This is a genomic window from Gloeobacter kilaueensis JS1 (genome assembly GCF_000484535.1).
Taxonomy (GTDB): domain Bacteria; phylum Cyanobacteriota; class Cyanobacteriia; order Gloeobacterales; family Gloeobacteraceae; genus Gloeobacter; species Gloeobacter kilaueensis.
Window position 1 is genome coordinate 1,555,830 of record NC_022600.1, and the last position, 22,769, is coordinate 1,578,598.

At 62.7% G+C, this 22,769-nt stretch carries 16 protein-coding genes; 5 read left to right on the forward strand and 11 right to left on the reverse strand.

Going from position 1 to position 22,769, the window contains the following annotated elements; genetic code table 11:
* Positions 1 to 23: 23 nt before the first annotated feature.
* The 5 genes from GKIL_RS24640 to GKIL_RS07460 all read right to left on the reverse strand — a co-directional run bounded on the left by GKIL_RS24640 (position 24) and on the right by GKIL_RS07460 (position 6,109).
* A complete protein-coding gene (locus GKIL_RS24640; RefSeq protein ID WP_144080344.1) occupies positions 24 to 512 on the reverse strand; it encodes a hypothetical protein in 489 nt (162 codons plus the stop codon).
* A 712-nt stretch (positions 513 to 1,224) separates the two neighbouring features.
* Positions 1,225 to 2,577, reverse strand: a complete 1,353-nt coding sequence (locus GKIL_RS07445) for an AmpG family muropeptide MFS transporter (protein ID WP_023172882.1) — start codon at positions 2,575 to 2,577, stop codon at positions 1,225 to 1,227.
* The gene (locus tag GKIL_RS07450; RefSeq protein ID WP_023172883.1) at positions 2,540 to 3,304 is read right to left on the reverse strand and encodes a hypothetical protein; all 765 of its coding nucleotides are present in this window, start codon (positions 3,302 to 3,304) and stop codon (positions 2,540 to 2,542) included. Before GKIL_RS07450 ends, GKIL_RS07445 begins: the two co-directional genes overlap by 38 nt.
* Entirely contained in the window at positions 3,297 to 5,423 is a 2,127-nt protein-coding gene (locus GKIL_RS07455) for an ATP-dependent helicase (RefSeq protein ID WP_023172884.1), read from the reverse strand. Before GKIL_RS07455 ends, GKIL_RS07450 begins: the two co-directional genes overlap by 8 nt.
* Before the next feature lie 281 nt (positions 5,424 to 5,704).
* On the reverse strand, positions 5,705 to 6,109 hold the full coding sequence (locus tag GKIL_RS07460; RefSeq protein ID WP_023172885.1) for a hypothetical protein: 405 nt from the start codon (positions 6,107 to 6,109) through the stop codon (positions 5,705 to 5,707).
* A 113-nt stretch (positions 6,110 to 6,222) separates the two neighbouring features.
* Here GKIL_RS07460 and GKIL_RS07465 point away from each other — a divergent pair, with 113 nt between their 5' ends.
* A complete protein-coding gene (locus tag GKIL_RS07465) occupies positions 6,223 to 6,780 on the forward strand; it encodes a DUF2808 domain-containing protein (protein WP_023172886.1) in 558 nt (185 codons plus the stop codon).
* A 323-nt stretch (positions 6,781 to 7,103) separates the two neighbouring features.
* Here GKIL_RS07465 and GKIL_RS07470 read toward each other — a convergent pair whose 3' ends face one another.
* From GKIL_RS07470 to GKIL_RS07490, 5 genes are all read right to left on the reverse strand, one after another.
* Positions 7,104 to 8,516 carry a TolC family protein gene (locus GKIL_RS07470; RefSeq protein WP_023172887.1) on the reverse strand — a complete coding sequence of 471 codons (1,413 nt, stop codon included), beginning with the start codon at positions 8,514 to 8,516 and terminating at the stop codon, positions 7,104 to 7,106.
* Positions 8,517 to 8,526: 10 nt separating this feature from the next.
* Positions 8,527 to 9,891: an HlyD family secretion protein gene (locus GKIL_RS07475; protein WP_023172889.1), complete on the reverse strand. Its 1,365-nt coding sequence runs from the start codon at positions 9,889 to 9,891 to the stop codon at positions 8,527 to 8,529.
* Complete coding sequence (locus GKIL_RS07480) at positions 9,888 to 11,708, reverse strand: peptidase domain-containing ABC transporter (protein ID WP_023172890.1); 1,821 nt, start codon at positions 11,706 to 11,708, stop codon at positions 9,888 to 9,890. Before GKIL_RS07480 ends, GKIL_RS07475 begins: the two co-directional genes overlap by 4 nt.
* A 93-nt stretch (positions 11,709 to 11,801) precedes the next feature.
* Positions 11,802 to 12,479, reverse strand: coding sequence for a response regulator transcription factor (locus GKIL_RS07485; protein ID WP_023172891.1), 678 nt, complete (start codon positions 12,477 to 12,479; stop codon positions 11,802 to 11,804).
* 19 nt (positions 12,480 to 12,498) lie between these two features.
* Positions 12,499 to 13,974: a sensor histidine kinase gene (locus GKIL_RS07490; protein WP_245595908.1), complete on the reverse strand. Its 1,476-nt coding sequence runs from the start codon at positions 13,972 to 13,974 to the stop codon at positions 12,499 to 12,501.
* A 391-nt stretch (positions 13,975 to 14,365) separates the two neighbouring features.
* On the opposite strand from GKIL_RS07490, the gene GKIL_RS24650 reads away from it, so the two are divergent.
* The gene (locus tag GKIL_RS24650; RefSeq protein ID WP_023172894.1) at positions 14,366 to 14,908 is read left to right on the forward strand and encodes a hypothetical protein; all 543 of its coding nucleotides are present in this window, start codon (positions 14,366 to 14,368) and stop codon (positions 14,906 to 14,908) included.
* A 93-nt stretch (positions 14,909 to 15,001) separates the two neighbouring features.
* Here GKIL_RS24650 and priA read toward each other — a convergent pair whose 3' ends face one another.
* Positions 15,002 to 17,431 (reverse strand): primosomal protein N', encoded by a 2,430-nt coding sequence (gene priA, locus GKIL_RS07500; RefSeq protein ID WP_023172895.1) that lies wholly within the window; start codon positions 17,429 to 17,431, stop codon positions 15,002 to 15,004.
* Positions 17,432 to 17,557: 126 nt separating this feature from the next.
* On the opposite strand from priA, the gene rnz reads away from it, so the two are divergent.
* The 3 genes from rnz to GKIL_RS07515 all read left to right on the forward strand — a co-directional run bounded on the left by rnz (position 17,558) and on the right by GKIL_RS07515 (position 22,746).
* Positions 17,558 to 18,490, forward strand: coding sequence for a ribonuclease Z (gene rnz / locus GKIL_RS07505; RefSeq protein WP_041243801.1), 933 nt, complete (start codon positions 17,558 to 17,560; stop codon positions 18,488 to 18,490).
* A 53-nt stretch (positions 18,491 to 18,543) separates the two neighbouring features.
* Complete coding sequence (locus GKIL_RS07510) at positions 18,544 to 19,662, forward strand: hypothetical protein (protein ID WP_041243802.1); 1,119 nt, start codon at positions 18,544 to 18,546, stop codon at positions 19,660 to 19,662.
* Between the two features lie 72 nt (positions 19,663 to 19,734).
* Entirely contained in the window at positions 19,735 to 22,746 is a 3,012-nt protein-coding gene (locus GKIL_RS07515) for an AAA family ATPase (protein WP_023172898.1), read from the forward strand.
* The last annotated feature ends 23 nt before the right edge of the window (positions 22,747 to 22,769 follow it).

Consider the following 22,769-nt stretch of genomic DNA (forward strand, 5'->3'; position numbering starts at 1 on the left):
ACAATTTCGTTGTACATCTCTCATTATGCAAGGTAGCATCCCTCAAGACAGTAGACCGGCGGTAATGGTGGCGGTGGCGGTGGTTGGTATGGTGGGGGTGGAGGAGTATAGTAGGGAACGTAGTAAGGAGGAGAATAGTATGGAGGTACCGTTGGCGTATAGCTTCCATAACACTGCGTTTGTGCAACAGTGCCGTTCAGTTTTCCTTTTCGCCTTGTCTTTTTCTCTACGTCTGTGGATGTTGCTACGTCAACCTTAGTTACTTCAAACCATGGAACAAGTGTTTCGAGAACATTGTTTAGAATCATATTCTCTGAAGAAACATCGTTCCTCAATGTGCTCTCAACTGAGTGATCAGCGTTCTCTTCAAGGCTTGCTACCTTTCTATTAGATGTTGCCAGAACCGAACTTCCAAGATCAAAACCAAGTATGGAAGGAAGCGTAGCTACTACAGCAGAAGAGTGCTCTAGATTAGCTTTCTCTTCATCAGCTACTACTTTAATGTCATTCAACCGTACAAATGGTGCTAATGCTCGATTAATTTTACAGCTTTGAGCGTAGCTCGGAATACTTCCCCAAGAAAGAATCCCTGTTGTAGTGAGTAAAAAGAACGGGCAAATATATGCCATTCGATGCAATTGAGTGGGTTTCATGAAAGCATACCTTTTGACGATTGCACGCGAAGCTAGTCTGGCCCTAGTCTGCGCATGTTCGTAGGCTCATGCTTAGATGCTCTTTCTAAGCAATTTAGAAACGCTACCGCTATCTACCAGGATCGAGCTTGGGTCCCAGTCCGGCTAGGCTTGTGCGCTTTTCGCACTTCACGGTATACAGTGAAAGCTACGACACTGGAAGAACGTGAACAATGCAACAAACTCTCTTACTATTTGCACTCCTCACACCTGTGAATATTGCATTTTAAGATGCTGTGTTCCGTAAAATTCGCTACATTTTTGACCTGCTAGCACTAAATTCCCTTGTATTAAGTATGCAGAAAATGCAAGTCTCTTTTTGATATTTTTTCGACTACCTTGCTATAAAGTATTTGACAGAAGTAGTTCGGGCTGCTCTCTGGTGGCTCACGATCGGACAGTAATCTAGGATTCGTAAAAGCGGATACCAATGTTGGTGCCGCCTACTAAGGCTCTAATCGCCATCGGCAGGCTCTTGAGCACGATTCGCTCTACCAGCTGTTTGCCGATAAGTTGTTCGCGGTTGCCGGCCTCAGCCGTTGCGGCCTGGGGCGACGGTGGGGGATGGCTTACTCCAGGGGGCAAAGATGGGCAATAGCAACAGTCCAGGTACTGCTGCCAGGGCGGTGAGGGCAAAGAACAGCGGCCAGCCGGTGGCCTGAGCGACGGTGCCGGTGGTAGAACCCAGCACAATGCCGCCTACGGCCATCAGGCTCGACAGGAGCGCGTACTGGGTAGCCGAATAGCGCGGATCGCACAGGCTGATTAAAAAGGCGACGAAGGCGGCTGTCCCCAGACCGGCACAGCCGTTCTCGACGCTGACCACAGCGGCAAGGAGAAGCGCGTTCTTGCCCGCAAAAGCGAGCAGCACGTAGCCGAAGTTGCTCGCTGCCTGCAGGATGCCAAAGACCCACAGCGAGCGGTTGATGCCCAATCGGCCCAGGATGGCTCCGCCCGCCAACAGCCCCAAAGCTGTCGCAAAAAAGCCGACGCCGCCTTTGATGTCGCCAATCTGGCCCAGGCGGAAGCCCGTCTGAATGAGAAACGGCGTCGCCATGCGCGTCGCCAGGGTGTCCCCGAGCTTGTAGAGGACGATAAACACCAGGATCGCCGCCGCCCGGCCAGTGCCCGAGCGCGAAAAAAATTCGATAAGCGGTAGGCGAACGGCGTCGCCGATGCTCTCGGGCGGCTGCAGCTTCTTTGCCTCCGGTGCCCAGAGCGTCGCAAAGGTGCCGACGGCCATCAAAGCGGCCAGCCAGAGGTACGTCCGGGGCCAGGAGATCCACTCGGCCAGCTTGAAGGCAAAGGCGCTGGTAAAAAGCAGGGCGAGCCGGTAGCCCAGCACACCCAGCGCCGCGCCGTTGCCCAATTCTGCCGGTAAGAGAACGTCGCTCTTGTAGGCGTCGTAGGCGACATCCTGGGTGGCGCTGAAGATGGCGATGAGCAGCGCCAGAGCGGCGATCGCCTGTACGCCCCGGTGCGGGTCGAAGGCCGCCATCGTAGCCAGTGCCCCAGCCATCGCCAGTTGCATCGATAAAAGCCAGCTGCGCCGCCGTCCCAGTACGGGCAGGCTAAAGCGATCCACCAGGGGCGACCAGAGAAATTTGAGCGCGTAGGGCAGGCCAACCAGGGTGATGAGCCCGACGGTCTCAAGGGCGATGCCGTCGCCGGTCAACCAGGCTTGCAGGGTGTCGGCGGTGAGGTTGTACGGTAGGCCCGAGTAAAAACCGAGCAGAAACAGAACGGCCAGCTTGCGACTGGTAAAGAGGTGCCGGATCGAGCGGGTCTGTTCCAAAAGAGCGGCGCAGGCAACTGCCAGCGACTGTAGCACAGGGCTGCCCGCTGCCTCAGTCGGCGGTGCCCGGTTCTTCGCCACTGCGGGCATCTCCGTCTTCCCACCAGCCTGACAGCCCCGGTCCCAGCCGCTCCGGGTGCAGTCCGTGGCAGCGAATCCGAAAAAAGCATTCGGCGCAGATGGCCGGATCGTCGCTCATCCGGGAGGTGCGCAGCTGGGGAAGAGCCCGTTCAAGGCGCTGCCGGTCGGCTATGAGCTGTGTCTGGCTGTATCGGAGGTGAAAGGGCTGCTCGGGATAACGGGTAAACCAGAGCGTCAACTGCACCTGCTCGGGGGCGATCGGGCGATTGTCGTTCAATTGACTGCCCACCAGACAGACCAGTAGCAAAGGCAGGCGCACCGGCCAGGCAGCCTTTAATTCGGCATCCGGCGGACGCTCAAGGCCCGTATCCCACTGGACGATGGCGAATCTGGTTCCCACCGCGAGCCGGTGCAGCTGCACGCCCACGCGCCACTCCCCCATCTGAACGTGCAGAGGGTATTCAAGATACAGCCGCCCGGCGAACTTTGCCTCGGGGCTTTGCAAAAATTGCTCCCACCCGCGTGCCACCTCCGCTTCGAGGCAGGCGCGTTGCCGCTCTTTTATTCGTCCTTTTGCCATCAGCTCCGTGTAGCGGCGGTAGCGGCGCTGCCCGGCGATGCGTTCGTCTTCTACCGCCGGTAGGAGCCGATCGATGTAGAGGTAATCAAAGAGCCGCCCGCAGCGCTCAAAAGCAGCAAAGGCAGCAGCGCCCAGTACGGGTGGCCGTTCAACCATCGCGGGCGACTGACTGCAGCAGCGCAAACAAGCGGGAGGGCCGTTGCTCGCGGCCAAACAGATCGCGGCTGGCCGTACTTAAAACCAGCCGTCGCCGGGCACGGGTAATCGCGACGTACAACAGTCGCAGCCGCTCGGCGGCCAGATCGATAAATGCCTGGTCGGTGGCGGAGTGCTGCCCCGGCTGGGGCCGGACGGCGGCCCGCAACTCGGAGAGCGCTTCGGCGCGCATGTCGAGGCCGTCCAAAAAATACAACCCGCCCGGTCGGTCCTCCCGCAGCACCGGGTACTCGTAGGCGCTCAGGCCACTCAAGAAGACTTCGTCCCATTCGAGGCCCTTGGCGCGGTGGGTGGTGGCGACGGTGATCGCCCCGGCCTCCGGCGCAAAGGAGAATGCTTCGGAGGGCAAATTGTTGAGCGCGCCGTCGAGGATGGCCTGGATCTCGTCGGCCACCTGCTGCCAGTCGGCGCTGTTGTGGTCTAAGACGCGCTCGAGCTGATCGACTACGTAGTTGCCCAAAAAGATCTCGGCGCTGCTGCGGTAGAGGGTCTGGACCACCAGCCGCAGCACCTCCGGCCAGGGCGAACGGGCCGCAAGCAGCCAGCGGGCCAGCTGCGACATCAACTGGTGCAAAGGCGGCTCCCCCGGCAGGCGGTGCGCTGTACCAGGAGCCGGGAAGAGCAATTTCTCAGGGGTAACGCGCAGCAGCGATTCTTTGTGGGCGGCCATCCGGCTTTTCGGCAGCCCCGCCCAGTCCGCCAACGCTTCGCAGGCTGCCACCAGGCGCAAGGAAGAAGCGGGCTGGGCAAAAAATTCGCACAGCACCCGCAATCTTTCGATGAGTTCCCGCTGGCTGGGATTGCTGCGCAACAGGTCGAGGCTGCGCACGTCGGGATGCTGGCGCAAGGCTCTGAGCACCTGGGCTCCCAGTTCGTTGGTGCTCACCAAGATGGCGAAGCTGTGGCTGGGGCGCTCCCGCAGGGCAGCGATCGCCATCCGCGCCACCTCTGCCATCTCCTGTTCGGGCTGGCCGTCGATGATCGCAAAGTGAATCGCCGCCTCGCTGTCGCTCGGGTTGGCCGCTCCGGTCGTGGCGGTGCGGATGTGCTGGACGACCAGAGCCCGGCGCAACTGCGGGTTGGGGTGATCGGTTGCTGCCCAATCGACCAGGGCGTTGGCCAGCTCGATAATCCGGGGGGCGGAGCGGCTGGACTCTTCGAGCACGACCGGGCGGCTGTTGCGGCAAAAGCGGCGAAAAAAGCGCGGCTCGGCGGTGGTAAAGGTGCTCATCACGCTCTGGTTGGGATCGCCCACGCGCACGAGGTTGCCCGTGCGGGCGCTCAAAAGTTGCAGCAGCCGCTCCTGCAGGGGCGAGCTGTCCTGGGACTCGTCCTCGAAGAGGTAGTCGTACCACTGCTCGACCTCGGCGCGCACCGCCTCGTCCTGCTCAATCAGATCGACTGCCCGCCAGGCTAGATCGTCGTAGTCGAGCTTGCCGGTGCGATTTAACTCAGCCTGGTAGCTGCGGTAGACCGGCAGCGCCCAGGCAAGAAAACCTTCTCCCTCCGCCTCGATCGAGCCGGGTGCCAGGCGGTAGCTCTTGGCTGAGCGGATCACCTCGCGGCACATCGCCTTAAAGCCCCGGCTGAAGGCGGCGCGGTTGCGGGCCATCCGCTCAGCCTGCTGGGCCTGGGGCAACAGCGGCTCCCAGATCCGACTGTGGTTGCGCAGCCACGACTGGGTGAGGCGGCTGATAAAGCGCTCCTGCTCGTAACCTTCTAATAGATCGATCGCCTCAAAACCCAGGCGGCCATGAAAGTGCTGCAGGATCTTGAGCGCCAGCGAGTGCAGGGTAAAAGCCTCCAGCCTCCCCAGCACGCCCTGCTGGTGCAGGCGCTGGTTGATCCGGGCCGCAAGGTGCGCCCGCGCCGAGCGCATATAAGTAAAGATCCCCAGCCGCTCAGGCGGAACACCGCGCTCGACCACCAGCTCGACAATCAGCGCTTCGAGCGTAAAGGTCTTGCCGCTGCCGGGGACCGCCGAGATACCCAACCGGCCCCCCGCGTAGCGCAGCACCTCGCGCTGGGCCGGTCGCAAAATGGTTTCGCTCAGTAGCACGCTCGCTCCTGGACAAACGTCCCTGCGCAGGCGATCTTAAACCGTCCTGGCGGGCGCAGTAAAGTACTGCTTGCAAACCACTGCTCTCAGCGCTAAGCTTTTAGACGATTTGCTGTGACTCGCTGAGTCGTAGCATCCTGTGCGCCTCCTGTCCGGATTTCCACTTGTGGAATTGTCTAGCTTACCTATGCTCCAGTGTGATCGCCTCTGTCGGCAGGGAGCATGAAATCCGGAGTATGTCGGTTTCCGCCGCCCCGGCCCACCGTCGGGGCGGTTACTTTTTAATCAGCTGCCCAACGGCAGAGCCGCTCGAACAGGGCGTTCGGCTCAAGCTTCACGGTTTTTCCGCCCTCGACGCGCAGCGCCTCCGACTGGCCGACGAACTGCTTGCCACAGGCTCTAGCAGTAAATACTCGAATCAAAAAGCGGTCATCGCTGCAGCCGGTGGCGACGAATATCTGGCCCGGTTCGAGTTCCTGGGCGAGGGTGTCGGTGCGGCTGCTCTCTCGATCGACTTCGATGTAGGCTCTACCGGAGAGGGCACTTTCGATTTCAAGGCGCACCAGAGCGCTCGCCCGGCAGCGGTTGACAGGTTCATCCGCCAGGGACGGGACTGCCAGAAGCGCGCCGGCAGACAGAACAACGAAAGCCAGATGGGTAGATAGCCAGTTGCTGCTCGCGAACATGAGCACTTTCTCATGCCTGTTTCAGTAACACTTTAACTGCTCCTTCGAGACTGGAAACAGGATTAGCCCAGGTGCGCAGACGCCGGCTAACCGTGTGCAGAAGGAGGTAACCTATGTTCAGTTCAAAGCAGCTCCGCCCGCCCTGGCGCGTGGGGCTGGCTGCCGGTGCGCTCGGCATATTGCTGGGCGCGGCCAGCCCTGCCTGGTCGGTTCAGCTTGCCAGCGGAAAGACCTATTTTCTGAATGTGCCCAAGTTGCTCAACACCACGGCTTATAACCGGGTGATCAACTTTCAGTCCAACTTTGTCTTCACGATCGCTGTGCCTGCCAACGCCGGCGAGCCGCTCAAGCGGGTCGAGATCGACCTGGGCGATTACGGTACGGACATGTACCTGGATCTGAATCGCTCGCTGGTGGTTCAGGCCGATCAGCCCGATCAGCGCTACGCGATCGAGAAGATGAGCCGCGACCCCGATCCGCGCAAGCCGGTGGTCTCGCTGTCGCTGGCTGAGCCGGTACCTCCCGGCAACACCGTGCGCCTGGAGTTATTTGTCGCTGTCGGGCCGCGTATCGGCGGCACCCACTTGTTCGGGGTGACAGCCTATCCGCCTGGAGAGAACGCCCACGGCCAGTTTCTTGGTTTTGGGCGCACCCGGATCGACGACAACTGATTTACGGGCCTCTCTTTGGGGAAGGACGGGGGGCCGGTTGGCCCCCTTTTTTTGGAAGACCTTCCCTGCGGCCCCTCACCCCCAGCCCCTCTCCCACAAGGGAAGACAAGCCTGCAACTGACTTCACCCATCCCCTCTGCAGCCCAGTGACAGTGAACCCCCCCTCTTCTCCTCTGCCCGGCGGGGCAGGGGAGGAGAGCGGGGGGCAGGGGGGGTGTGGAGGGGTGGGGACGGTTTTAGAAGTACCCAAAAAAGCAAAAGAACGATTAGCTCCCAAAATCTGCTTCCCCCACTCCAGCCCAAAACCGCGCTTTGAGCCTGTTTCAAAACTGCCCCGTCGCCGCCCGAAAAGTGGCCAGCGCCCGCTCGTAATCGGCCTGGGCGTCGATCTGCCGGGTGCGGGCGCTAGCGGCGGCCCGCTCGCGCTGGTTGACCAAAAACAGGGTACTGTCGCCCAGGGCAAAGCGGTCGCGCTCGCCCTGCTCCAGCTGGATAGCGAGCTGTACTTCCTGCTCGGCGTTGCGGTAGCGCTCGTAGGCAGCGTCGATAGCCGCCGCCGAGTCGGCGACGTCGGTGAGGATGCGCTGGCGCTCGTCGAGCGAGTCGAGGTCGATCTTCTGCATCTTGAGCTGTGCCTGGGCGATCAGACCGTCGGCGGTGCGCTGGGCGAGGGGCAAGCTCACCGCCACCCCAAATTTGAAGGTGGCTCCGACCGAGTTGGTGCCGGTGTCGATGCCGGGGCTGAGGTAGAGGTCGATGCCCGGCAGGCGCTGGTTTTCGGCGAGGGCCAGATCCAACCGGGCGCTCTCGCGCAATAGCTGCAGCTGCTGCAATTCGGGACGTCGCTCAATCGCCTGCTGCTGGGCAGTGTCGATCATCCCTTCCGGTAGAGCCACCGGCTCTGCGAGAGTGACAGGCAGCCGGGAGATGTCCGGTGGCTGGGGCGGGTTGCCGTCCGCCTGCCACAGATAGAGCGAGAGTTTGAACGCTTCTTTTTGGGCGTCGCGCTCGGCTTTGACCAGGTCGCCCCGGCGCAACTGCACTTCTTGATTGGCTTCGACGGCGTCGATAGAAGGCAGATCGCCTGAACCAATGCGGTTGCCCACCGCTTCGGCGCGCTGTTGGGCGAGGGCGAGCAACTGGCGGGCCACCAGCAGCTTGCGCCCGGCTGCTACCCAGTCCCAGTAGCTGCTGGCCGCCTTGAGCTTGAGCTGCTGGCGAGTCTGCACCAGCTGGGCAGCGCTGAGCGGTTCGCCCAGTTCGGCCTGCCTTTCGGCGACGACCTTTTCGTTGAGGCCGAGGCCGCGCAACAGCGGCACCGAGAAGGCGACGAAGTATTCGCCGGTGTCGCCGGTCGAGGAGAGGGGCGACTTGACGTTGCCGATGTTGTAGCGCGCTCCGACCGCGTACTTGATGCCGGTGCGGGTCGGAAATTCGAAGCTGAGGGTGTTTTGAAACGCGCTGGCGAATCTGCCCCGGCTGGAGGTGCTGTTGTATTCGAGATATTCGCTGGCGGCGGTGAAGGCCGGGTCGAAGGCTCCCTGCTTTTCGAGCCGTTTGGCCGAAGCGATGCGCCGCTCGAGGTTTGTGCCGAGCAGCTTCGGATGGTACCGCTCGACGCGGGTGAGCACTTCTTCGAGCTGGAGCGGTTGGGGCGTTTCCGGCTGGGCCCAAACCGGCTGGAGTGCCAGACAGCTCAGTACAGCCGCGATGGGAATGGCGCGGTGGTAAGCCATAAAGGTGGTTCTAGCTCTTGGTCTTGGTCTTGACGGGCTGGGCCTGGATGGTGGGCGGAAAGGCATTAAATTGCCGCCACAGCTCAAAACCCAAGGAGACGGTATCGAGCATGATCCAGCCGGTCGCCTCGGTGCCGGGGCGCAGGTACTGGGCACCGGGCCAGGGCTGCTCGCCCCGCTCGCGCACCGCCTGCGGGTCAGGCACGACGATCACCCGGTAGCGGCTGCTGCCGTCGTCGATGGCGTCGATCACCGCCACCCGGCCCGCAAAAGTACCGACGGCGACGGAGGGCCAGCCGACGAACTGAACGGCGGGCCAGCCGGCAAACTGCAGCCGGACCTGCCGCCCTGGGGCGACCAGGGGCGCGTCGTTGTCAGAAAGATACAGCTCCACTGCCCGGTCGTTCGTCTCCGGAGCGACGATGGCGAGCACGTCTCCTGCCTTGACCGTCTCGCCGGGGCCGACTTTGAGCAACCGCACGACCACACCGGCACTGGGGGCGCGCACGATGCGCTGCAGGTTGCGACCGCGCAGGTTGGCGATATCGACTTCGAGCTTGAGGATGTCGCCCTCGATCGTGGCCAGACTCTCGCGGGCACTGGCGAGGGAAGCGCGGGTGCTGGCGAGGGAAGCAGCGGTGTCAAAGACGACTTTTTGCTGGTCGAGCCTGCCAATCGATACGTCGCGCCGGGCTGCGTCGAGGGCAGCCTGGGCCCGCTCGCGCTCGGTGCGGGCGCGCTCAAAATCGAGTTCTGCCAGCTCTAGATCGCGCCGGGAACGCAGCCCTTTGGCGTTCAGTTCCTGCAGGCGCTTGCGGTTGAGTTCGGCGGTGGTGTAGCTGGCAGCAGCGGCGGCGAGTGCCTCGCGGGCGGAGCGCTGGCGGTCTACACTCTGGCGGGCCTTCTCACCGGCTGTAGGAATGGCGACGCTGCGCGACTGCTCGATCGCGCCTATCTGACCAGCCAGCTCCGCGATGCGTCCCCGGGCGGCGTCGCGCTTGCGCACGAGAGTCAGCCGCTGCTGCTGGAGGCGGGTGAGCTGGTCGCTATCGAGAAACTTGGCATCGAGGTCGCTCAGCTCAGCTAGAACTGTGTTGGCTTTTACTGCCTGTCCCTCCCGGACGTGCCAGCGCACCAGCCTGCCGGGAATCTGGGCCTCGACTCCCTGGGGCCGCTGCATGGGCGAGAGGACCATCACCTTGCCCTTGCCCGCCACCGACTGCTGCCAGGGAATGAGCCCCAGGCCCAGACCCACCATTACGACGAGCAGAATGAGCACGGTGGCAAGGACAAATAGAGGTGCGGGCGAGACCAGTTGGCCCAGGGAGCGCAGCTGGGGAGGCGATTTGTAGCGTTCGGGCAGCAGTCCGGTCATAGAGAAATAGCCAGATTGGGGAACAAGGCGGCAAAGCGGCTCGTGGAGCGGCGGCTCAGTTCAACTGGGCTGCCGGATTCGACGATCCGGCCATCGGCGAGCACGTGCACGATCTCGGAGCGGGTGACCACCTCCGGGTCGTGGGAGATGTTGAGCAGCGTCCAGCCGTGGGAGCGGCTGTAGATGTGATCGAGGATGGCGAGCTTGTCGCACTCGTCGATGCCGGTAAAGGCTTCGTCGAGGATCAACAGCTGCGGGCGGGCCACCAGGGCGCGGGCGATGAGCAGCCGCTGGGCCTGGCCGCGCGAGAGGTTGCGCCCGCCGCTGACGAGCTGGGTGCGCAGACCCTCCGGCAACTTAGCAAGTTCGTCGCTCAACTGCGAAACTTCCAGTGCCCAGACGACATCCTCGTAGCGGATAAAAGAGCGCCCGAGCACGATATTCTGCTCGATGCTGCCTTCAAAAATTTCATCGTCGGTGTCGCCCACCAGACCCACGACCCGGCGCAGATCGTCGAGGTCGGCGTCGCGCACTTCGACGCTATTGATGCTCACAGTGCCCTGGTCCGGCTGGCGCAACCCCCACAAAAGCCCACTCAGGGTCGATTTGCCGGCCCCGCTGGTGCCGACGAGGCTGACGCGCTCGCCGGGTTTCAAGCTCAAGTGGAGCTGGTCGAGCACCGCCATGCCCTGGCGGTAGCCGAAGCGCAGGTTGCGGCAGTGGACGCTCGCTCCCTCGCCTGGCCGGTGCAGCATCGAGCGGCCCCCCCGCCGCTCGATGGGCAAATCGGTGGCCTGGGCAAGCTTTTCGAGGCTGGTGAGCAGATCGTAGAGATCTTCGAGCGAGCGGATGAGCTTCTCCTGGGCGGAGAGCACCGTGAGCACCACCAGTTCCGCCGCCACCAGCTGGCCCAGCGTCAGCTGGCCACCGATCACAAGCCAGCCGCCGATGGCGAGAATACCGGCGTTGGCCACCGCCCGAAACAGGTAACTGCCCACCGCCTGGCGGAAGAGCACCCGAAAGTGGCTGCGGCGCGCCTGGATATAATCGAGCACCAGCGCGTCGGCGCGTTCGAGGGCAAAACCGGAGACCCCACTCACCTTGAAGCCGGTCTGGCAGCGCCCCAGCTCCTCCAGCCACTCCGCCACCCGGTACTTGCCCGAGGATTCCTTGAGGCTCGATTCGAGTCCGCCTACCCCCAGGCCCAACCAGACAAAGCCGACAAAAAGAATAAACGCGAGGTTGAAGGCGAGCAGATAGGGGCTGTAGACCGCCAGCAGCAATAGCCCCACCAGAATCGAGAGCGCTGCTGCCGGGACGGTGAGCAGGAGCTTGGCAAGCGTCTTCTGAGCGGTGACCACATCGAAGAAGCGGTTGACCAGCTGCGGTCCGTAGCGATTTTCGAGCGCCGCCTGACGCACAAAAGGCAAACGCGCTGCCAGCCTGAGGGCGATGCGGGCAAAGATCCGCTGCTGCAGCCGCTCGGCAATCACCATCTGCAACAACTGCAATAGCCCGGCAAAGGTGAGGCAGCCCAGGACGATGAGCGTCAGGACCACCAGTGGCTGCAACAGCACGCCGGTGGCGATCGTGTTGACCACCGCCGAAGCGGCCAGCGGCACCGCCAGCGAGAGCACGCCGACAATCAGCGTATAAGCGCCGATCGCCACCAGATCCCGCCAGTCCTGGCGCAATAGCCTCAAAAGCCGCCCGTAGGGACCAGGATTGCCCGGCTGCTCCGAGCGCCAGAAGTCGCTGAGCAGATCTGCAGCGTCGTGAGCTGGTCTCATCAAGGGCACCACCTTTTCCAGGAACATGCCGGAGCCTCCTTGCGGGCGAGAAACGATCCGCTCTTGTCGTCGATCTTCAAGATTCTTCGTAAAGCGTTCATGAAGAAAAGATGAGAAGCTTCACATGCGTGCCTGGCGCAGGCGATAGCCCATGCCGCGCACGGTTTCGATGCGGTCGGTACTGAGTTTGCGGCGCAGGTAACCGACGTAGACATCGACGATGTTGGAGCCGGGGTCGTAGTCGTAGCCCCAGACGCGGCTGAGCAGGTGTTCGCGGCTCATCACCTGGCCCGGATGGCGCAGGAAGGTCTCCGCCAGGGTAAATTCGCGCGCCGACAGCTCGACGGTGCGGCCACTCACCGTCACCCTGCGGGTGCGCAGATCGAGGCTGATATCGCCGGAATTCAGGCTAAATTGCTCGTTCTGCCAGCCAGGGGTGGGCGGACGCAGCCGGGCGCGCACGCGGGCGAGCAACTCCTCGAAGCGAAAGGGCTTGGTCACGTAATCGTCTGCCCCGGACTCGAAACCTGCAACTTTATCGCTCACATCGTCGCGGGCGGTGAGGATAATCACCGGCAGCCTTTCGCCGCGCCCGCGCAGCTCCTCGAGCACCGCCAGACCGTCCTTGCCCGGCAAGCCGAGATCGAGAATCATCAAGTCGAAGTGTTCGCCTGAGGCCAGATGGACGGCCTCCTGGCCATTCTGGACAACGGTGGTGGTAAAACCGCTGGCGCGCAGGCCCTTTTCTAAAAAGTCGGCAATGCGCGTCTCATCCTCGGCAATCAAAATGCGATTCACCAGAACCTCCTGTGTGTGATTAGTGTCTGAGGGGCTGCAGATCGTCGGTAATCTGCCCCGGCGGATCGAGCGGCACGATCACGATGAAGGTCGCTCCTTTGCCCACCTCGCTTTCGAGTTGCACGCTGCCGCCGTGGGCAGCAGCGATGGCGCGCACGATCGCAAGGCCGAGGCCGCTGCCCTCGTAGTGGCTGGCACTGCCGCGCTCGAAGCGCTCGAAGATGCGCTGGTGGTCCTCCGGTGCGATGCCCGGTCCACTGTCACTCACCCACACATGTACCCATCGACCCCGCAGCGCCGTACCGATCGCGATGCGATCGCCGGGGCGCGTCTGCTTGACGGCGTTCTGGGCCAGGTTCATCACGGCCTGGGTCAACCGCTGGCGGTCGGCGACGACCTGGCCGCTGCCCTGCGCCTCGATGCACCAGCGGCGCGGTGCCAGTGCCCGCGCTTTGGCCAACAGCTCGTCGGTCAGATCGCCGATATCGACGAGTTCGAGAAACAAAAAATCGGGCCGCTCCGCCTTAGCCAGCAACAACAGATCCTCGACGAAGCGATTGATCCGGTCGAGTTCGTCCTGCACCAGGGCCATCGTCTCGGCCCGCTCCGCCGGGTCGTCGCCCATCAACTCAAGGTGGCCCCGGATGATCGTAATCGGCGTGCGCAACTCGTGGCCAGCGTCGCTGATGAACTGCCGCTGGCTGGCAAAGGCGTTTTCGAGCCGGTCGAGCATCTGGTTAAACGTAAGGGCCAGCTCCCCGAGTTCGCCGGGATCGTCGATGGCAAGGCGCTGTGTCAGGTCCGTCTCGCTGATGCTGTGGGCCGTCTCCGCCAGGAGCCTGAGGGGGGCGAGCACCCGACCGGCGGTAATCCAGGCGAGGGTAGAAGCAAGGACCATCACCGCCAGAAACACCTGGGCGACGAGCTGGACAGACCTTTCGACTTCCTGGCGCTCGCAGGAGATGCAGTAGGCGACGACCAGCGTGCCCTGCAGGCGGCCCTCGAACTGTAGCGGCACGGAGATATAGAGAAATTTTTCGCCCATCGAACTGCTGCGCGTTCCCTCTTCCTGGAGCTGCAGCCGTCCCCAGTAATCCACCAGCGCTCCACTGGCGCGCAGCGAACCGGGAAACGCCTCGGGCATCGTCCGGTAAAGCCGTCCGCCGATAAAGGCGAGGGTAAATTCGTTGTCGTGGGCAATATAGCGCTCAAAGTAGCGATCAAATACCTGGGCAGCAGACTGATTGCGGCTCCGGTTTTTGGCCAGCAGCTGCATCTGGGCGGCCTCCCGCTCCAGCGACTGCTCCAGCCGTTCCTGCAGCTGCAAAAATAAAATTTCGCGCACCGCCAGGATCGATATCAGACCGCACAGGGCGATCAGAACTACATACCAGGCCAGAATGCGCGTGCGCACACCCGTCAGCAGTTTCTGACAGAAACTTCTAATCATCAGCCAGAAACTCTTGCCAGAACGCAGATCTCGCTGCACGCCCACGATCGCTCTCTCAAAAAGGTGCAACTGTGAACCGATTCCACAGAACCTGCAGGTGCAGAGACAGGTTCCTTCCTGCTCCGCCAGATCGTAGAGGCCGATTCATCTCTCTTCAACTTTGATGATAATCCAAATTATTTCTTTATAAGATGAGAGACTTCTCATCTTGCTTTTAGGCACCTTTCATCCCATTGATGACGGCGATTCGGTCGGTTGATCGTAGAAAAATACCCGCTCAAAGCATCTGTAAAGAAAGCTGAGCGATGATTACAACAAGCTTTACAGAAGGTAAGGAACTTCTCATGAATGTTTAATGCACGCTTCACAAAATGTTGTGAAACTCAGAATTAAGCCTGCAGGACGCAGGCACGAAGATTCTCCAAAGGAGGCTGTTATGAACCGTTTGATTGTCAGCGCGTTGCTTGGTGTTGCCCTGATTGCCCCGGCTGTTCCAGCAGCCGCCGATAGCGTCGCCACCGCCTCGGGCCTGAGCCGTCCGGCCCAGCTGTGGGAGCGCTCCAGCACCTACGTCCGCGACAAGTCCGTGCGCACGCAGATTCCTGGCAAGACGATCTCCGAGGTGATCGACCTGCAGAACCAGGTCAAGCCCCGCCTCTACAGCGTCAATGCTGCTTCGCCGTCCGCGACCCAGCAGGCGACCACCCCTGCCACCGGCAAGTCGCTGAGCTACGGCGTCGCTGAGCCGACCGATGCTGCCGCTGCCTCCTCGGTGACGACGAGTGCCCCGAGCGAGCAGGAGAAGGTAGCCGCCGGCAGCGGCATCGTCTTCAGTGCCGGTCAGCCCAAGGTGTGCATCGATAACCCCCGCTTCAACCCGGACAACGACGAGAGCGGACCCCGTGCCTCTGAGCCCTACACCGACAGCACCCCCTACGCGGGCACCCCGACCGCTGCTTTGAGCGCTGCCTGCCGCTAAGGCGCTGTCTGGCAGTAGTTAGTCACCTTCAAGACAACCGCACCCGCATCCTGGCTGGGGCTGCAGAACTTGCAGCCCCAGCCTTTTTTTGCGCTAGAGCAGCCGCAGCGGATCGACATCGACGCTGACGCCGATGCCAGGAGGTGTTGCGTAGAGGGCGAGCAGATCTTGCAGGCGCGCCCGTCCGGCGGCAGCGGCGGTATTTTTTATCAGCAGTTGCCAGCGGTAGCGATTCGCCACGCGCTCGACCGTACAGGGCGCAGGTCCAAGCAGCTGCCCTTCAAAGGCTCCATCGCCTTCGAGCATCGTCGCGAGCGCTTCGGCGGCGGCGATCACCCACTGCTGCTCGCTGCCCGTTATCTGCAAACAGATGAGCTGTTCGTAGGGCGGATAACCCAGTGCCCGGCGCTCAGTCAGTTCACTCGTTGCAAAGCGGCGGTAGTCGTGGCCACTCGCCGCCTGAACCACTGGATGCTCCGGAGCGTAGGTCTGGAGGATCACCCGGCCCGGCTCCTCGCCCCGCCCCGCCCGGCCCGCCACCTGGGTAAGCAGTTGAAAGGCCCGCTCACCGGCTCGAAAATCCGGTTGATTGAGGAGGCCATCGGCGGCCAGAATCCCTACCAGTGTCACCTGGGGCAGGTCCAGGCCCTTGGTGAGCATCTGGGTGCCCACGAGAATATCGGCCTGCTGGCGGGCGAACTGTTCGATGATCGCTCTGTGGCCATCTTTGCGGGCGGTGGTGTCGCGGTCGAAGCGCAGGACGCGCAGGGCCGGGAACTGTTCGGCCAACTGGGCGGCGATGCGCTGGGTACCGGCTCCGAAGTAGCGCAGGTTGGGCGAGCGGCAGTGGGGACAGTGGCGCGGTTGGGGACGGCCATAGTTGCAGTAGTGGCAGCGCAGGTGCTCGCCGCTTTCGAGGCGGTGGTAGGTGAGCGAGACGGCGCAGTTGGGACAGCGCAGCGTCTCGCCGCAGCTGCGGCAGAGCACGAAGGTGCTGTAGCCCCGCCGGTTGATAAATAAAATTCCCTGGCGACCGGCGGCGTGCATCTGCTGGAGCGCCTGCTGCAGCGTGCGGCTAAAGGGGGTGAGGTTGCCCCGATCCAATTCTTCGCGCATATCGACCACTTCGACCGCCGGTAAGGGCCGCTGTGCCACCCGCTCGTTCATCTGCAGGTGCAGGTACTGCCCTTCGGCAGCAGCTCTAAAACTGGCCAGATCCGGTGTGGCGGAGCCTAAAAGCAGCGGGCAGCCGCACAACTCAGCGCGCCAGAGGGCGACGGTGCGGGCGTGGTAGCAGGGGGCGGGCCGGTCCTGCTTGTAGGAGCCATCGTGCTCTTCGTCGAGCACGATAAGCCCCAGCCTGGGCAGCGGCGCAAAGATCGCCGAGCGGGTACCGACGACGACCTGCGGCTCGCCGGTGAGCATCCGCCGCCAGCCGTCAAAGCGCTCGCCCTCCGACAGGGCCGAGTGATAGATCTGCACCTGCTCGCCAAAGCGTGCCCGGAAGCGATCGCCCAACTGGGGGGTGAGGCCAATCTCAGGCACCAGCACCAGGGCCGACTCGCCCCGCGCCAGCACCGGGGCAATCGCCTGCAGGTACACCTCGGTCTTGCCCGAACCCGTCACCCCTTCTAAGAGCACCGGCCCCGGCGGAGCAGTGTTCAACTTTTCGAGCACCCACTGCTGGGGCGGTGTGAGGATCTTGGGTGCATCGGCGGGAACGGCGTGGTGGGCAGAGCGGAACACCTGGCGCTCGAAGAGGCGCAGGTGCCCGAGCCTGTCGAGGTTCTGGATAAGCGAGCGGGTCGTGTGCGCCGCCTCCACCAGTTGCTCGACGCTCGCCTCGCCGCCCAGCCGTCTGAGGCAGTGGATCACCTCGCGCTGCCGGGGAGTGAGGCCGCTCGGGCCGCCGGTAAGGGCGACGTACTGGCGGGTGCGGGGCCGGACCCGTTCACCGGCGGCAAAATAACTTTCGATGAGCCCGCGCGCCAGCAGTTCTTTGAGCGCCTGCTGGCCCTCCGGCAGTTGCTGGACGCAGAAGCGCCAGCTGAGGTCACTGCTTTTTTGGGCCTCTAAAAACTGAAGCGCCGCTTTTGCCCCGGTGCTCAGGCCCCACTCCGCCATCGGGCTGACTGGACGAACCAAGCGCAACCGGCGGCGCGCCCGACTCAAGATCCCCGGCGGCAGGGCCGCCTCGATTACCCGGCTCAGGGGCGTGAGGTAGTACTCCGCCACCCGCACCAGCAAGGGCCAGAGCGTGGCCGGAAAGAACCCAGATCCCAGCACCGCCTCGACGGTCTTGAGCCGCTGAGCGTCCAATCCGGCGGGCAACTCTTCGAGGCAACCGACGACAATCCCGCCCACCGACTGACCGCCGAAGGGCACGCAGACGATATCGCCCTCGGCGGCAGCCATGTCCGCTGCCAGCCTGTAGGTGTAGGTGCGCTCGCGCACCGGCGCATCGACGAGCACCTGTACCCAGCACGAGCGGTGCAGGGCTTCTTTGAGCAGGGGAGTCTCCATGCTCCGCTTCTCGCAACTTCGCTCATCGTACCTGGAGGGACGCTAAATATGGAGTGCCACCGGCTGCCGGACGCCAGAAATTGTCTTCCAGGGCACCGGAGAGGACAGAAAAGCTACAAAAGATGTATGCTCCTTACTTTTTTAGGCACCAGCAGCGGCACACCGACCCTGGCGCGCAACGTGACGGCAATTGCCCTGCAGTTGCCGCAGCGCAGTAGCCTGTGGCTGTTTGACTGCGGCGAGGGCACCCAGCATCAGGTGCTGCGCACGCCCCTCAGGTTGAGCCAGCTTGAGAAGATTTTTTTTACCCACCTGCACGGCGATCACCTCTTTGGCACGGTGGGCCTGCTCGCGAGCCGCGCTCTGGGTGGGGCGGGTACGACCCCGGTGACGCTCTACGGCCCGCCGGGATTGCAGGAGTACGTCAAGGCCACCCTCCGCTACAGCGACACCCACATCAACTATCCGATTCACTTTCAGACCGTCGAGCCGGGGCTCATCGCAAGCAGCGACGGCTTCACCGTGCTCGCCAACAGCCTCAAGCACCGCATCCCGGCCTTTGGCTACAGCGTGATCGAGGACGACCAGCCGGGCCACTTCGACGCCGAGCGGGCTGCCGCCCTGGGGGTTCCTTTTGGTCCCCTCTACGGCCAGCTCAAATCGGGCCAGAGCATTACCCTGGCGGACGGACGGGTCATCGATGGCCGCACGCTGGTCGGTCCGGCCCGCAGGGGCCGCAAGTTGACCTACTGCTCGGACACGATCTACACCCGGCAGGCGGTCGAGCTGGCGCTCAATGCCGATGTGCTCGTCCACGAGGCGACTTTTTTGACCAGTGAGTTGAACCTGGCGGAGCGCGCCCTGCACTCGACGGCGGCGATGGCGGCCCAGGTCGCTTCTGAGGCGCGGGTGGGACAGCTCATCCTCACCCACTTCAGTCCGCGCTACGAAAACTGTCCGGCGGCCATCCGCGCCGAGGCGGAGGCGATCTTCCCGAATGTGCTTCTGGCAGAGGACTTCTGGCGCTTCGAGATCCAGGCGAAGGCAGCGTCTATCTGAGTCAAATTGTCCAGACTTGCGAATTGGAACCGGTGGTGCTAGTTTTAGCACGCATGTCCTTCCGCATGGCCGTGCGCGCTGGTATTTATCACCTGGAGACGCTCTATATGAACCGCTACATTCTCCGCTCAGTGTGTGTCGCTCTGCCGGTCTGGTTTGCCGTCGCCGGGATTGCCGGTGCCGCGCCGCAGCTACTCAAGGCTGCACCGAGGCCGACGGGCACGAGCAGCAAAGCACCGCCCAGCAATGCTATTCCACAGTTGCGCACCGGATTGCAGAAGATCCCGGCGGGCACCGCCGGTAACTTGATCGTCATGTTCATGGCCGGTGGACCGACCGCCGCCCTGCCTGTCGAGGAGGGCAAGCAAGTATCGATTCCCGTCTCCGGCAAGATGGGCACCGTCAACCTGCCCAACGGCTCAGCCCTTCTGGGCAAGCTCTCCCGCATCGACGACACTTCCGGCAACTTCACCTTCGACACGATGGTGATCAACAACAGAATTTACAAGATCCAGGCGGTGAGCGCGCCGGTCCAGGGCAAGCTGATCGCCGATCCGACCAGCCTGCAGACAATTCAAGACAGCAAAGATCTGGCCAAGTCCGGCGTCCGCGAGCGGCGCGGCGCTGTCCAGGGGGCAGCGACCTCCTCGATCGCCGGGTCAGCAGGCAATGCGATTGGGGCGATCGGCGGCAATTGGGGAGCCTACCGGGCCGGGGCGGCCCTCGGGGCAGTCGGCGGCATCTTCGGCGCGATCCAGCAGCTGGGGGCGGTCAACCAATCGACCGGCGAGCAAGAAGAAATCCTCGATCGCAAGATTCCCAGTGTGCTGCAGACCAATCTCTCGCCGCTGCAGAGCCTGAATGTCCAGTTTCTGGCCGACGTCGATCTCGATGTGCCCGATACCGAACTGCCTGCCGGGATGCAGCCGGGGACGACGATACTGCCCAACGCCGCTCCGACGCCCACGACGATGTACCCGGCGAGTCCTGTCGGCCCATCGCCCGTCTACCAGGGCGGCTACGGCTACCCCTATCCCCAGGCCGTTCCCTATCCGACCACCTATCCAACTCCGTATCCGGGCACCTATCCAGGCGGGTATCCCTATCCGAGCACGACCTACACCGGTCCCTATCCCTCCGCTGTGCCACTGCCGGTGCCCTATCCGCGCTAGAGTGCGCCCCCGCCTTCCGAAAATGGCCGTCCCAGGGTAGAGTCAGGGCAGAAGACATGGACGAATGTCGCAATGATTCCTCTGCAGCTCAGCCTCAGCAATTTTCTTAGCTACCGCGACGGGCACCTCGACTTTTCGGGTATGCACACCGCCTGCATCTGCGGCGTCAACGGTGCAGGCAAGTCGTCTTTGTTGGAGGCGCTTACCTGGGTGCTCTGGGGCAAGTCGCGGGCCGAATCGGATGACGATGTAGTAAGGCGGGGGGCGACCGAGGCGCGGGTGGATCTGAGCTTTCGCTGCGAGGGGCAGCTTTTTCGGATCATCCGTACCCGCCTGCTGGCCAAGGCGAGCAGCCTCGAATTTCAAGTAGGCGACGGGGGCGGCTTTCGCACCCTCACCCGCCAGTCGATGCGCGCTACCCAGGAGGCGATCAACGAAGTCCTGAAGATGGACTACGAGACGTTCATCAACTCGGCCTACCTGCGCCAGGGCCGAGCCGACGAATTTACGATCAAGCGTCCCGCCGAGCGCAAGGAAGTGCTCGTCGAGATTTTGAGCCTCAACCGCTACGAGCAACTGTGCGAGCGCAGCAAAGAGCACGAAAAGCACTTTGCCACCCGCGTCCAGATGCTCAAAGAATCCCTGCAGCGCAGTCGCCTCGCCATCGCCGAGCGCTCCCAACTCGAAGCGCGCCGCAACGCCATCGCCGCCGACCTGGAGCAGTTGCGCGAGCGGCACACAGAGATCGAAGAGCGCCTGAAGTTCTTTAATGCCCAGGCCCGCGCCCGCGAGCAATTTCAGCAGCAACTGGTGCGATTGGAGCAGCAAATTCAGCAGTTGAGCACCGCCCTCAGCCGCCAGCATACCCAGCTTGAGCGTCAGGCGCGCACGGTGCAGGAACTGGAGGTGCTCCTGGCCCAGGAAGGCCAGATTGCCCAGGGCTGTGCCCGCTACCAGCAACTGCACGCCGAGGAGGCGGCGCTGAGCGAGCGCAGCAAAAGCCACAAGGACCTCAGCGAAAAGCGCACCGAACTGGAGCGCCGGCTCGACGAAGCGCGCCACCAGCGCGAACTGCAATTGCAGGCCCAAAAAAGTCGGCTCGACACACTGCTGCTGCAGCGGGGCGAGGCCCAGGCCACCTTAAAAGACGCCGCCAAGATCGAGCAGGGCCTGGCGGATCTGGCCCGCGCCCGCGAGGTGCTGAATGGCTACGACCAGCGCCAGCGCGAGTTTTTTCCGCTCAACGGCGAAAAGGACCAGATCGAAAAGGACATCCACCGCGCCTACAGCGATCTGGCCGCCCAGATCGCCGTGCGCGAGCAACAACTGCGCCAGTTGCAGCAGGAGATGGGCCGCCGCGCCTTCCACGAGCAGACCTATCAAAAAGTCAGCGAAAAGATCGAACAGCTCGAAAAAAAACGGGTCTACCAGCAGCGGGTAGCCGAAAAGGGGCTCGAGCGCCGCGAGTTCGAGGGCCGCCTCAAGCTCCAGCAGGAGCGGCTGCGCAAGGAACTCGAACAACTGGCCGAGAAGACCCAGCTCCTCGCTGCCGAGGGTGAGAGCGCCTGTCCCCTCTGCGGTGGTCCCCTCGACGGCGAGCACCGCCAGCAACTGCGCGAGCAGCACCAGCAACTGCACGCCGAGATCGACGATCAACTGGTGCTGCTGACCCACCAGATCAGCACCGCCGAGCACGAGGTGCGCGTGCTGCGGGGCGAATACGCCGAACTGGTGCGCGAACTGGAGCAGTTGCCGTCGCTGTTGCAGCAGCAGGCCCAACTGCGGCTGCAGCTCACCACGATCGAGGCCCACCGCACCCAGATCCAGCAGTTGCGCTCCGAAATTCAGGAGATCGGGACCCAGCTTGAGCGCGGCGATTACGCCCACGACCTTAAAAAGCGCCACGCCGAACTGCTGCAGCAGATGCAGCTGGTGGGCTACGACGAAAAAGATCACGCCATGGCCCGCGCCGAGGTCGATCGCTGGCGCTGGGCCGAAATCAAGGCGAGCGAGCTGGCCCGCGCCCAGCGCCAGCTTGCCCAACTGGAGAGTGAGATTCCTGCCCTTGAGGCCACCTGCGGCACCCTGCACACCGAACTTGCCACCCACGACTATGCCCAGGATCTGCGCGCCCAACTCGCCACGATCCACCAGCAACTGAACGCCCTGGGTTACGACTTCAACGCCCATCAAAATGTGCGCAAGCAGGTCTCCGAACACCAGCACTGGCTGAGCCGCCACGCTGAACTGATCAAAGCCCGCAACCGCTACCCCGAGGAGCGCTCCATTCTCCAGGAGGCCAAAAAAGCCTGGCAAGACAGCAGTGAGCAGCTCGCCTCCCTCCAGCAGCAGCGCCAGATCCAGCAGCGCGAACTGGCGGATCTGGCCGACCCGAGCGAGGCCATCGTTCTGTGGCAGCTAGAAGAACGCACCAGCCGCGCCCGCCAGGAAGAGCAACTGAGCGAACTGGGAGCGGCCCACCAGCGTCTGGTGCAGATAGCCCAGATCGAATCTCAGACAACCCAGCAGCAGCGCGAACTGGAGGATGCCCAGCGCCAGCAGCTACTGTACAAGGAACTGAGCCGCGCCTTCGGCAAAAATGGCATCCAGACTTTAATTATCGAAAACGTCCTGCCGGAGCTGGAGAGCGAAACCAATCGGCTTCTAGCTCGCCTCGCCGACAGCCAATTGCACGTGCAGTTCGTCACCCAGCGCGCCGCCAAAAACGCCAAAAAACTGATCGACACCCTCGACATTTTGATCGCCGATGCCCGTGGAACCCGCCCCTACGAAACCTACTCCGGCGGCGAAGCCTATCGGGTCAACTTTGCCATCCGTCTTGCTCTCTCGCGCCTTCTGGCCCGCCGCTCCGGAGCTGCTTTGCAGACGCTTATCATCGACGAGGGCTTCGGCACCCAGGACCAGCAGGGGCGCGAACGGCTGGTGCAATCGATCAATGCGGTTGCCGATGACTTTGCCTGTATTCTGGTGATCACCCATATCCACGAACTCAAAGAAGCCTTCCAGTCGCGCATCGAAGTCGAAAAGAGCCACCAGGGCTCCCAGCTGCAGGTCGTGCTCTAGGGCTCCGGGTGAGGATCTGAGTG

Bases quoted from the DNA above. Each gene is read 5' to 3' on its own strand.
- GKIL_RS07465 (WP_023172886.1), top strand. From the start codon at position 6,223: ATGTTCAGTTCAAAGCAGCTCCGCCCGCCCTGGCGCGTGGGGCTGGCT.
- GKIL_RS07445 (WP_023172882.1), bottom strand. From the start codon at position 2,577: ATGCCCGCAGTGGCGAAGAACCGGGCACCGCCGACTGAGGCAGCGGGC.
- GKIL_RS07510 (WP_041243802.1), top strand. From the start codon at position 18,544: ATGTCCTTCCGCATGGCCGTGCGCGCTGGTATTTATCACCTGGAGACG.
- GKIL_RS07460 (WP_023172885.1), bottom strand. From the start codon at position 6,109: ATGTTCGCGAGCAGCAACTGGCTATCTACCCATCTGGCTTTCGTTGTT.
- GKIL_RS07480 (WP_023172890.1), bottom strand. From the start codon at position 11,708: ATGTTCCTGGAAAAGGTGGTGCCCTTGATGAGACCAGCTCACGACGCT.
- rnz (WP_041243801.1), top strand. From the start codon at position 17,558: ATGCTCCTTACTTTTTTAGGCACCAGCAGCGGCACACCGACCCTGGCG.
- priA (WP_023172895.1), bottom strand. From the start codon at position 17,431: ATGGAGACTCCCCTGCTCAAAGAAGCCCTGCACCGCTCGTGCTGGGTA.
- GKIL_RS07470 (WP_023172887.1), bottom strand. From the start codon at position 8,516: ATGGCTTACCACCGCGCCATTCCCATCGCGGCTGTACTGAGCTGTCTG.
- GKIL_RS07515 (WP_023172898.1), top strand. From the start codon at position 19,735: ATGATTCCTCTGCAGCTCAGCCTCAGCAATTTTCTTAGCTACCGCGAC.
- GKIL_RS24650 (WP_023172894.1), top strand. From the start codon at position 14,366: ATGAACCGTTTGATTGTCAGCGCGTTGCTTGGTGTTGCCCTGATTGCC.
- GKIL_RS07450 (WP_023172883.1), bottom strand. From the start codon at position 3,304: ATGGTTGAACGGCCACCCGTACTGGGCGCTGCTGCCTTTGCTGCTTTT.
- GKIL_RS07475 (WP_023172889.1), bottom strand. From the start codon at position 9,891: ATGACCGGACTGCTGCCCGAACGCTACAAATCGCCTCCCCAGCTGCGC.